This window comes from Streptomyces sp. 2A115 (genome assembly GCF_052245575.1).
GTDB lineage: Bacteria > Actinomycetota > Actinomycetes > Streptomycetales > Streptomycetaceae > Streptomyces.
In genome coordinates this window covers 35,735-46,188 of sequence record NZ_JBQQCG010000094.1, presented here as the reverse complement: position 1 = coordinate 46,188, position 10,454 = coordinate 35,735, and the positions used below count along the sequence as shown (strand labels likewise).

General features: G+C 68.2%; 12 protein-coding genes. 7 read left to right on the top strand and 5 right to left on the bottom strand.

Annotation, left to right across the window (positions count from 1 at the left end):
• Window positions 1-107: 107 nt before the first annotated feature.
• The gene (locus ACTWQR_RS47045) at window positions 108-962 is read right to left on the bottom strand and encodes a rhamnogalacturonan acetylesterase (protein WP_443233466.1); all 855 of its coding nucleotides are present in this window, start codon (window positions 960-962) and stop codon (window positions 108-110) included.
• 214 nt (window positions 963-1,176) lie between these two features.
• Here ACTWQR_RS47045 and ACTWQR_RS47040 point away from each other — a divergent pair, with 214 nt between their 5' ends.
• Complete coding sequence (locus tag ACTWQR_RS47040; RefSeq protein ID WP_443233469.1) at window positions 1,177-1,605, top strand: Hsp20/alpha crystallin family protein; 429 nt, start codon at window positions 1,177-1,179, stop codon at window positions 1,603-1,605.
• A 178-nt stretch (window positions 1,606-1,783) separates the two neighbouring features.
• Window positions 1,784-2,233, top strand: a complete 450-nt coding sequence (locus ACTWQR_RS47035; protein ID WP_443233468.1) for a DUF2267 domain-containing protein — start codon at window positions 1,784-1,786, stop codon at window positions 2,231-2,233.
• Between the two features lie 218 nt (window positions 2,234-2,451).
• On the opposite strand, the gene ACTWQR_RS47030 is transcribed toward ACTWQR_RS47035, so the two are convergent.
• A complete protein-coding gene (locus ACTWQR_RS47030; protein ID WP_443233465.1) occupies window positions 2,452-3,174 on the bottom strand; it encodes a hypothetical protein in 723 nt (240 codons plus the stop codon).
• Window positions 3,175-3,367: 193 nt separating this feature from the next.
• On the opposite strand from ACTWQR_RS47030, the gene ACTWQR_RS47025 reads away from it, so the two are divergent.
• The 4 genes from ACTWQR_RS47025 (at window position 3,368) to ACTWQR_RS47010 (ending at window position 6,787) form a co-directional block, all read left to right on the top strand.
• Window positions 3,368-3,640 carry a DUF1876 domain-containing protein gene (locus tag ACTWQR_RS47025; RefSeq protein ID WP_443233464.1) on the top strand — a complete coding sequence of 91 codons (273 nt, stop codon included), beginning with the start codon at window positions 3,368-3,370 and terminating at the stop codon, window positions 3,638-3,640.
• A gap of 82 nt (window positions 3,641-3,722) precedes the next feature.
• The gene (locus ACTWQR_RS47020; protein ID WP_443233463.1) at window positions 3,723-4,406 is read left to right on the top strand and encodes a lysostaphin resistance A-like protein; all 684 of its coding nucleotides are present in this window, start codon (window positions 3,723-3,725) and stop codon (window positions 4,404-4,406) included.
• 38 nt (window positions 4,407-4,444) lie between these two features.
• Complete coding sequence (locus ACTWQR_RS47015) at window positions 4,445-5,944, top strand: FG-GAP and VCBS repeat-containing protein (RefSeq protein WP_443233462.1); 1,500 nt, start codon at window positions 4,445-4,447, stop codon at window positions 5,942-5,944.
• A 174-nt stretch (window positions 5,945-6,118) separates the two neighbouring features.
• Window positions 6,119-6,787 (top strand): class I SAM-dependent methyltransferase, encoded by a 669-nt coding sequence (locus ACTWQR_RS47010; RefSeq protein ID WP_443233461.1) that lies wholly within the window; start codon window positions 6,119-6,121, stop codon window positions 6,785-6,787.
• Window positions 6,788-6,838: 51 nt separating this feature from the next.
• Here ACTWQR_RS47010 and ACTWQR_RS47005 read toward each other — a convergent pair whose 3' ends face one another.
• Together ACTWQR_RS47005 and ACTWQR_RS47000 are read right to left on the bottom strand one after the other, a co-directional pair.
• Window positions 6,839-7,057: a DUF397 domain-containing protein gene (locus ACTWQR_RS47005; protein ID WP_443233460.1), complete on the bottom strand. Its 219-nt coding sequence runs from the start codon at window positions 7,055-7,057 to the stop codon at window positions 6,839-6,841.
• Window positions 7,054-7,902 (bottom strand): helix-turn-helix domain-containing protein, encoded by an 849-nt coding sequence (locus ACTWQR_RS47000; RefSeq protein WP_443233459.1) that lies wholly within the window; start codon window positions 7,900-7,902, stop codon window positions 7,054-7,056. The genes ACTWQR_RS47005 and ACTWQR_RS47000 overlap by 4 nt, the downstream gene beginning before the upstream one ends.
• A gap of 229 nt (window positions 7,903-8,131) precedes the next feature.
• Between ACTWQR_RS47000 and ACTWQR_RS46995 the strand changes: the two genes are divergently transcribed.
• Window positions 8,132-8,779, top strand: coding sequence for an ATP-binding protein (locus tag ACTWQR_RS46995; RefSeq protein ID WP_443233458.1), 648 nt, complete (start codon window positions 8,132-8,134; stop codon window positions 8,777-8,779).
• 317 nt (window positions 8,780-9,096) lie between these two features.
• On the opposite strand, the gene ACTWQR_RS46990 is transcribed toward ACTWQR_RS46995, so the two are convergent.
• On the bottom strand, window positions 9,097-10,449 hold the full coding sequence (locus ACTWQR_RS46990; RefSeq protein ID WP_443233457.1) for a DNA cytosine methyltransferase: 1,353 nt from the start codon (window positions 10,447-10,449) through the stop codon (window positions 9,097-9,099).
• Window positions 10,450-10,454 lie beyond the last annotated feature (5 nt).

The window sequence follows — 10,454 nt, the reverse complement described above, 5'->3', positions numbered from 1 at the left end:
CCTCAGTACCGCCCGGCCCCCACCCCGTATCGCCGGCCCGCCCCCCGTACCGCCGGCCCGCCCCCCCCGTACCGCCGGCCCGACCCTCGGCGCGCGGTGCCCGGCCCTCAGCCCGCGGCCGTCGGCACCACCTCACCGGAGATCGGCAGCCCCAGTCCCGCCACGGCTCGCGACACCAGCCGGGCCATCTCGACCGCGCCCCGCTCCTGGAAGTGGGTGTTGTCCTGGACGCCGTTGGGGAAGTTCGGGTACTGCCCGGCGTTCAGCCACAGGAAGATCCCCTTGGAACCCTCGATCCCGACCCCGTCGAGGTAGGTCCGGCTGGACGCCGAGAGGTCGATCAGCGGGGCGCCCTCCTCCCGTGCGACCGCCTTCGCCGCATCCACGTACGCGGGGAAGGAGACGTTGAACTTCCCGGTGGACGCGTTGTAGGAGCGCCGGGACACCGGCGTCACGACGACGGGAGTCGCGCCCCGCGCCCGGGTCGCCCGGATGTAGTCGTCGCGCAGGTACTCCTTGTAGTCGGCGGGCGGCGTGTACCGCTCCGGATTGCCCACGGTGGCGTCGTTGTGCCCGAACTGCACGAAGAGGTAGTCGCCGGGCTTGATCACCTGGTGGATCGCGGCCAGCCGCCCCTGCTCGATGAAGGACCGCGAGCTCCGCCCGCCGATGGCGTGGTTGGCGACGGTGATGTTGGAGGTGAAGTACGGGGAGAGTTTCTGGCCCCACCCGGCCTGGGGGTAGAAGCGGGAGTTGTACGTCTGGGCGGTGGAGTCACTGGCGATGTAGACGGTGCCGGTCGCCGCGGCGGCGGCACTGGTGGCACTGGCGGTACCGGGGAGGCTCAGGGTGCCGAGGGCCCCCGCGCCGAGTGTGCCCGCGGTGGTAATGAGGAAGCGTCTGCGAGTGCTGGTACTGCGGCTGCTGGTACTCCGGCTGCTGGTACTGGCGTTGCGGCTCATCCGACCTTCCCTGCAAAGGAGTTGGGGAACTGTCAGGGGGAGGTGGCAGCCGGTACGGGAAAGGTTGCCGAGGTGGGAGGCGGGGCAGGCCGGAGCGGGCCGGCAAAGGTACAGAGAGTGATTATGAGTCGGGGCTTGTCAACTTTCCTCTCCCGAGTTATATAAGAAGTCGTAGGGCATCGCACCCAGCACCGCACGGAAGGAGTGACCCGTGATGCTCATGCGCACCGACCCGTTCCGGGAACTCGACCGCCTCACCCAGCAGGTCTTCGGCCAGCCATTCGGCCCCGCCCGCCCCGCGCCCATGCCGATGGACGCCTACCAGGCCGGCGACGACCTCATCGTCCACTTCGACCTCCCCGGCATCGACCCGGAGTCGATCGACCTGGACGTCGAGCGGAATGTGCTGAACGTACGCGCCGAGCGCCGTTCCCCCGCACCCGAGGGCGCGGACGTGATCGTCGCCGAGCGCCCCGCCGGCGCCTTCACCCGTCAGCTCTTCCTCGGCGAAACCCTCGACACGGAGCGCATCGACGCCTCGTACGAGGCCGGAGTGCTGACGCTGCGCATCCCGGTGGCCGAACAGGCGAAGCCGCGCCGGATCCAGATCGCCGGCGGCGACCGCAAGGAGCTCGGCGGCTGACGGCCGCCGCGCCGAAACGAACGCCCCGCGGGTTCGCCCGCGGGGCGCGGGCTGCTCATGCCCTGACCCCGACACCGGAGGAGGAGAAGAGCGCGTGACCACAACGACGAGCGCGAGGACCACGACGACGAGCGCGAGGACCACGACGACGAGCGCGAGGACCACAACGACGAGACCGATGGGCAGGGCGACGACAAAGGGTCCGGCGGCGGGCCCGGCACAGGGCACAGCGAACTGGAGCCAACTGGTCGAGGCCGTGCGGGAATCCGGCCAGTACACCACCGAGGCGGAGGCGGAACGGGTCACCCGCATCGTGCTCTCCGCCCTCGGCGGCCATGTCGTCGGGGACGAACGCGTCGAACTGGCACGCCGGCTCCCCGAGGAAGCGGCACGGGTCGTCGCCTCCCAGGTGCCCGCCACCCGCCGGCTGACGGCCGCCGAGTTCGTGGACAACGTCGCCGCCCGGATCGAGGGGGCCACTCCGGCGACGGCCCGCTGGGACGTCAGCTCCGTCCTGAGCGTCGTGGCGTCGATGGTGGACAACGACCTTGTGGTCCGCGTACTGCGACAACTCCCGCGCGGGTACGCCCTGTTGTTCGGCCGGGCCGAACTGCTGCCCGCGGCCTGAGAGCCACGGTATGGCGGGGTGCCGTCGGTCAGCCGGTCAGCCGGTCAGTCGGTCAGCTGGTCAGTCGGTCAGTCGGTCAGTCGGTCAGAATGACAGTCCCAAGTCCTGGGAGGGGGAGGGGCACCCCAGTTGGACGCCCGATCCGGTCACCTCACCACCCCTGACGGCACCCGCCTCGCCTACCGCGACCACCACCCGGCCACCCCCGAGGGAGCACGTCATGGCGCGGCGCCCGTCGCCAGCCAGGTCCGCCAGACGTGCCGGGTGTTCGGCACCTCGGGGCGATCGAGGAGCCAGAGGACGTAACCGGCGTGCAGGCGCGCCCACGGATCCTCCGAGCGGTGGGCCCGGCCGAGCCGGTCCCGCAGTTCGTCCCCGTCGACGGCCCGGGCGACGCGCACGTACTCGCGGTCCTTGCAGCGGTACGCCCGCCGGACGACGACCTCGACCAGATCGATCAACTTCGCCCTGACCATCGCGTCCTCGCCGACGGCGGCCGTGCCCAGATCCCGAATCACCTTCTCCTTGGTACCCCATGCCTTGGCGTGCCGGGTCCACTCCTCCGGGTACCGGGCTTCCCACTCCATGAAGAGCAACGCGTAGGGCAGTCCCGGCCACGCGATGATGCCCTCGCCACCCCGGGTCCTGTCCCGGCTCCACAAGGCGTCGGGCAGTACATGGGCCTGGGCCAGTAGGCACTCCTCATGAGCCGCCAACAGCGCCGGGTCCTCCAACGGCTTCTCCGTCCCGAGCATGTTCGCCGTCCGCCACGCCTCGTTGAACCGCTGTCGAGCGCCGTCGACCTTTCTCCGCTCGGCATCCAGATGCCCGAGCGCCGCGGCCCGTTGCCCGGGATCGTCCGCTATCAGCCCGTACGCCCAGCCCAACCGCTCGTCCCACGCGCGGGCATCGTCCGTGCCCGCCCCCGCCACCTCGCTCATGTGGCAGATCATCCCCCGAGCCCGTCCGCCACCGCTGCCCCCGAAAGCAAGTCATGTCATCAAGTTGTGCCATCAAGCCGTGCCGTCGAGTAGTGCCATCAAGCTGTGCCGGCAAGTCCCGCAAGCCCTGCAAGGCGTGCAATGGCGGCCGAACAGGCGCACCCTGGAAGCAGTGGTTCCGGAGGTGATCGTGATGATGCACACCGCTGTCGGATGGCATGTCGAGCTGGAATTCCAGGAGGACAGCAACCGCACCCGCGCAGCCGCCCTCGTACGGCTTCCCGACGGGAGCGAGGTACGGGCCCACGGGTACGCGAGCCGCCATCCCGCCGACTCGAACCAGCCGAGGGTCGGCGAGGAGGTGGCCGGTGCCAGGGCGCTCAACGAACTGGCGATGAAGCTGCTGACCAAGGCACACGACGAGATCGACCAGGCGTCGGGGCGGACCTCGCATCCGTTGGCCTGATCTTCGCCCGACCTTTGAAGGTGCCGCGGGGGCCGGTGGGGCTGCCCGCTGTGGTGACCGCTTCCGTGGTGACCGCTTCGGGATGCGGATCCTCTCCGTCGTAGTCGTCCTGGTTGCCGCGAACCTGCTCAACAACTGGCTCGCGCCGGGCGCCTACGTGCTCACGTGCGTGACCGCGGCCGCCGTGCTGGTCCTGATCGCCCGCTGGGACGGTCTGGCCCTGGCCGATCTCGGCCTGGACGCGGTGGCTCTGCGCCGGGGACTGCGTTGGGCGCCCGTGCTGGCCGGTGCCGTCCTGTTCGTCTTCCTGCTCGGCCTGGCCGTTCCGCTCAGCAGAGACGCGTTCCGGGACGCCAGGGCCGCCGGCCTGTCCGCGGAACAGTTGCTGTGGCAGGTGCTGGTGCGTGTGCCGTTCGGCACCGTGCTGCTGGAGGAGACCGCCTTCCGCGGTGTCCTGTGGGCCATGATCCGGCGCCGGCACGGAACCACGTGGGCGACCACTGTCTCCTCGCTCCTCTTCGGCCTCTGGCATCTGCTGCCCTCCCGCGGGCTCAACCGGTCCAACGCCGCCACCGGGGCGGCCTTCGGAACCGGCTCGGCAGGCGTGACGCTGACCGTCGCGGCGGCCGTCGTGGCCACGGCCGCCGCCGGTGTGGTCCTGTGCGAGCTGCGCCGCCGCTCCGGCAGCCTGCTGGCACCCGCGGCGCTCCACTGGTCGCTCAACGGCTTCGGCTACGTACTGGCCTGGGCGGTACCCCGGTCGTGAAGCTGTTCCGGCACGTGCCCACCGGCGATGATGTGATCATGTTTCCCGAAGGTCCACGCCGGGCACTCTCCGTCGTCATGCTGGCCGCACTGGCGGCCGCTCCCCTGGGGTGCGACTCGGCGCCGGGCCAGGGCAAGGCGAAGCAGGAGGTCCCCGACTTCAACGGTGACCGCTACGCCGACCTCGCGGTGCCCGGCCCGCGCAGCACGGTGGACGGCGTCGAACTGGCGGGCGCCGTCTCCGTGGTGTACGGCTCGCGGTCCGGGCCCGACACGGAGCACGCCCAGGTGGTCAGCCGGGCCGCCGAGGGAGCCCTCGGCCAACTGGCGGCCCGCGGAACCGACTTCGGGGCCGGCCCGGTCGCGCGCGATCTCGACGGCGATGGCTTCACGGACCTGGCGGTGGGGGTCTCGGGCACCGACTCCGCTCCGTCCCGGACGATCGTGCTGTGGGGGTCGTCCGGGGGCTTGGCCGGCGGTACGACGCTTCCGGGCGGCGGTGCTCTGCACGGCGGCGACTTCGACGGGGACGGCCGGGCCGACTTGCTGCTCGCCAACTACCACGGGAGCGACAACGAGGACGGTGAGGGGGACGGGGACGCGGACGGGGACGGGGACGGGGACGGGGACGGGCTGACTGTCCTGTACGGCCCCATCGCCCGTGACGGGCAGGCGCGTCGGAAGGACTCCTTCGGCACCAGCTGGGGCGACGACATCGTCCCGCGCGCGACCGTCGCGGGCGATCTGACCGGTGACGCCCGGGACGACCTCGTCACGAGCACGGGTTTCGAGGAGATGCAGGAGCGGGGCAGCTTCTTCAAGGGCGATGAAGACGGCCTGAAAAACACCAGCGACGACCTCAACTCGTACAGCGCGAACGGGGTGATCGCCGACTTCGACGGGGACGGGTACGGCGATCTCGTCGTCCGCGACGTCGGCATGGTCGTGGAGGGCAGCGAGGACCGGCCGGGCGAACTGCGCGTCTTCCGCGGCTCGGCCTCCGGCCCCGGCTCCCGCGCGGAAGTGATCACCCAGCAGACGCTGGGCCCGACGGGCATCGACGAGCAGAACGCGGGCGACGGGTTCGGCGATGTTCTCGCGGCGGGCGACGTCAACGGCGACGGCTACGCGGACCTCGCGATCGGCATCCCCGGCGAGGACACCGGCCAGGTCTCGGACACGGGAGCGGTCGTCCTGCTCCTGGGCGGCAAGAAGGGCCTCACCGGCTCCGGCGCGCAGGTCATCACCCAGGACACTCCTGGCATCCCGGGCCAGGGCGAGTCGGCCGACCGCTTCGGTTCGGCGCTCCGGACAGCGGACATGAACCACGACGGCCACGCCGACCTGGCCGTGGGAGCTCCCGGCGAGCACGGCAAGGGACAGGAGTCGGGCGCCGTCTGGATCCTGAACGGCACGGCGAAGGGCCTCTCGACCGCGAACGTCACCTCGTTCGGCCCGGCGGCGCTGGGCGCCCCCGAGGAGGGCACCGAGGGAAGCGATGGGGCTGGTGGTACGGGTTTCGGCGGGAGTCTCAGCTAGCTTCGGCTTCGCCCTCGCCCTCGGCCTGTGGGTGGGCGGCAAGCAGCCTCTCGGTGTACCAGTTTCCAGGAGCCCCAACCGGCGAGACCATGGTCCCCCTCAACCGAAACCTCAATAGCAGGCTGACGACCCTCGCCGAAGACACCAGACACCGACGGGACCGAGCCCTCTGCGATGCCCGACCTCAACACCCAGACCGCCTACTGGAGCGCGGCCGCAGGCACGAAGCAGTTCACGCACCCCCTCCACATGCCCTGGCTGGACGACGTCAGCCGAAGCGCCGAAATCCTCGACTACGGCTGCGGATACGGCCGAACCATGAACGCCCTCGCACACCAGGGCTTCAACAACCTCTCCGGCGTGGACACTTCGCCGCGGATGATCGCCCAGGCCCGCCAACTGCACCCCGAGACGCACTTCGCGGAGCTGGACACGCCCCCGACACTGGCCTGCGCGGACGCGAGCACCGATGTGATCCTGCTCTTCGCGGTACTGACCTGCATCCCCGGCGACCAGGCACAACGACAACTGATCGCCGAACTGACCCGCGTACTCAAGCCGGGCGGACTGCTCTACATCAGCGACCTGCTCCTACAGACCGACCAGCGCAACCGAGACCGCTACGCCAAATTCGCCGAACACTACGGCACCTATGGGGTGTTCAGGACCAGTGACGGAGCGGTGTGCCGCCACCATCCGGGCGACTGGTTCACGTCTCTGCTCGCCGGCTTCGACTCCGTCGACAGCCGACACATCACCGTTTCCACCATGAACGGTCACGAGGCTGACGGAATCCAGATCCTGGCCCGCAAGCCGACCGCGGACCACCGCCCCAACCGCTAACAGCTCCTCGTTGATGGGCGGACACGCATGCGGGACGGCACGACTCTTGGCTCATCCCGCTGCCAGAGTGTCGCCCTCCAAAGCCCGTATGAAATCCCGCCAAGCGTGAGCGCGAACAGCGACGACAGGGCCCTCAGCGTTCTTGGAGTCGCGCAAGAGGGCCCCTCCGACGGTGGGGGCACACTCGACGCACTCACCACCCGCACCGTTGCTGTAGGAGGACTTGAACCACGACGAGCGGGCGTCGGGTGTGGACCGCGCAATGTTCATCTTGCGAATTCCTTCAGAACGGACTCGACCAGCTGGGCAGAGCGCTGAGGGCTCAGTGCGGCGGCCCTCAAGCCGTCGAAGGCCCTGGTGTACTCACGCACATGATGCTCTCCTTCGAGGTAGACGGCATCGGTGATGCCGTCCCGGTACACGATGTCCGGGTCTTCCTGGTCGGGGAAGCCGAGCATGGTGAATGAGCCGGTTGCTGGATAGGTGCCGGCATCAAACGGCAGAACTTGGAGAGTGACGCTTGGCAACTCCGAGGATTCCAGGATGCGTTCGAGCTGCTCCCGCATCAGCGCTCGATCCCCGATGACATTGCGCAGAGCCCCCTCGTTCACCACGAACCAGGCATCCGGAGCCTCGGGCCGCTTCAGCATGTCCTGTCGCTCCATGCGTACACGCACTGCCCGGTCGATGTCCTCCGCAGGCAGGTGGGCCCCCGTCTTGTGGAGTTCGCAGGCGTACTCCGGAGTCTGCATGAGGCCGGGCAGCAACTCGCACTGATACTGGCGAAACGTGGAGGCTTCCTGCTCCAGGCCGATGTAGATGGAGAACCACTGGGGCACGCCGGAGCCGTGCACCTGCCACCAGCCGCGCGTCTTGGCCTCCCTGGCCAGAGACTTGAGGAACTCGCGCAGCTCGTCGCCGGTGTCGTAGAAGCGGCACAAGGCATCGACATCGGACGGTTGCACCCGACCGCTGCCCGTCTCCATCCGGTTGACCTTGGAGCCACTCCAGTCCAGAGCCGAACCGACTTGGGCGCACGTCATGGCGCTCTGCTCGCGGAGCTTCTTCAGCTCGATCGATAGGCGACGCCGCCGTGCCGTCGGTGAACCTGCCATCACAACGCCCTTCTCGTTAGTCGGTGTTCAGTCTCCGCGCCAAGATGCGTGCTGCCAATCACTCGAAAGCGGGAATCCCGCAGTGCACATTGCATGAAGGGATGCGCTGCGGTCATTCTGGCAGTCGATGCCGCACATCGCAGCGGTCGGACAACAACCTCCTGATCGTGCGGGAGCTGGCGGTGGCGGAGAGCGCTGAGAGGAGCTCGGAGTGATCGAGGAAGCGTGCATGTCACGCAAGCCCTGGGACCTGGACTTCACGGCAGAACCCGAGGAAGTGGCCGCCCTGCGTCGCATCATGCGGCTGCACCTCGGAATCTGGGGCCTCCACGAAGTCACCGACGAGGCCCAACTCTGCGTCAGCGAGCTCGTGTCCAACGTCATCACGCACGTCGGCCTTGGCACACCGACGACGCTCGCCGTCTCCGTACGCGACACCCGCCTGCGTATCGAAGTCCATGACCCCGATACGCGCGCGCTCCCCACCCTCCTCGACGCAGGCTCCGACTCCGAGGGCGGACGGGGCATGGCACTCGTCGATGCCATCGCCGACCGCTGGGGCGTCCAACTCCGCGCCGACCGGAAGGTGACCTGGTGTGAGCTGACGACGGGACTCTCTGCCGCGAACGGGCATAGCGGTGGTGCGCGTGTGACGAGAGCCGAGGCCATGCTCGGGCTGTACGGCGCAGCTCAACTGCCGCGCACGGCAGTCCCGAGCACGTTGAGCGTGGCTGTCGCGGAGGAGGCGGCGATCGATGTGATCGCAGACCTCCTCCACTGGCTGCGCGCCCATGGCTGCGATCCGGACGAAGCACTGGACCGGGCTCAGATCCATTACGAGGCGGAGCTCGCAGAGGGCGGGAGTTCGCCTTGTTGAGCGATGCGTTCGAAGGGCGTCCGGTCCCACCGAACGAGGACGGAGACCAGGGCCCCGGAGTGTTCCGCGAATGTCCGATTTGATCACGGGATGCCGTGGAGGGTCACGAAGACCTGGCTCCCGTCGGGTCGCCTGGCGACGCGCAGGCACTTGCCGTCTACTGCGATCGCGCTACGACGCGGCTTGGGCGGCGGGCCGCCGACAGTAGTGCCGCGCGCACCGCGCCACATTAGCCGTTGTAAGGCACACCAAGCTGCGGTCTGGAAGAGTCGGGTGGACGTCGCTGCTGCAGCATGCGATGTCTTGCCCGACCTTGGTCAGCCGCGCAGGTAGGCGTGGATCGCAGAGGCGATGGCCGTGCCGAGCGGAATGGGGACAGCGTTGCCGATCTGCCGGGCGATATCGGTCTTCGAGCCGCACCAGCGAAAGTTGGGGGGAAAGCCTTGTATGCGGGCGGCCTCATAGTGGGTGATCGGACGAGCGTCGGTCGGGTGGAGATAGCGGCCCTTCTCAGGCTTGAAGAATTCGGTTCGGATGGTTACCGAGGGCTCGCCCATGCGTAGCCGGCCCATGACGTCTCCGGTGCCGGTGTTGTGATTGTCCCAGCTTTCGGTCGAGAGGTATTTGATCGGTGTCTCCACACCTGGCGGTTCCGCGGTATCGAAGATTCGGATTTTGCCGTTCTTGTTCACGGTGAACCACTTGTCGCGCAGATCCTTGCGGTTCCCGCCTGGGGGAATGGCTTTGTAGCGGGCCATCGAAAGGGGCTCCGGATTGCGACCGAAATGAAGATCGCTCGTGGTGAAAATTCCAGGCAGGACGGTGTCTACCTCAGGAATGTAATCTTTGCCGTCTGGAAGTTCAGTGCCTCGGAGCACGAGAAGGGACGATTCGGTGAACACGCTGTCGACTGCCTGCCAGTACGACAGCCCCACGTCGACGCCGTCGAGCGGCTGAGTCGAGATGCCGGTGCTGTGCTTCGGCCGTCGGACATGTTCCCCGATGGGGTACGTCATCGTGCGACCGTTGTCGGCGTCGCGGCGCACACCGATGACGATGGCTCGACGACGTGCCTGTACGGCACCGTAGTTGGCGGCGTTGAGGAGATAGCGCTTGTGCTTCTGCTCCTCTGTGTCGGTCGGTTCGTGGCCAGGAGGATCGACGAGTCGATATTCGGCCAGAAGACCGCCCTCTTCTACTTCGCTGAGCAGGTTGCGGAACTCATCCGACTTCAGGAAACGATCAACATTCTCGATGACGAAGACCTTAGGGCGGATTTCGGCGACGATGCGAACGTATTCCTCCCACAGTCGATTACGTTCTGCGCCCTTCTTATGACGGTTCAAGGCCGAAAAGCCTTGGCAGGGAGGTCCTCCGACCACCACGTCCGCGTGTAGGGCCTCCTCTGTCGGCGTCCAGCCCTCAATGTCTTCGAGGTGGACGCGGGCGGCCGGAAGGCTCGTGTCCAGTCGGTGGCTTCCGAAGTTCACGGCGTACGTGGCAGCTGCAGAGAGGTCGTGCTCGACCGCTGCAACGCTGTGGAAGACAGGCCCGTCGCCCTCTGCCCCCGTCGGGCGGAACTCGTGAAACCCCTGGGTGAAGCCGCCGCACCCGCTGAACAGGTCTACGACAGTGATGGGCTGGGGGGCTAGGCGGTGGGGCGTGTGCATGGGGT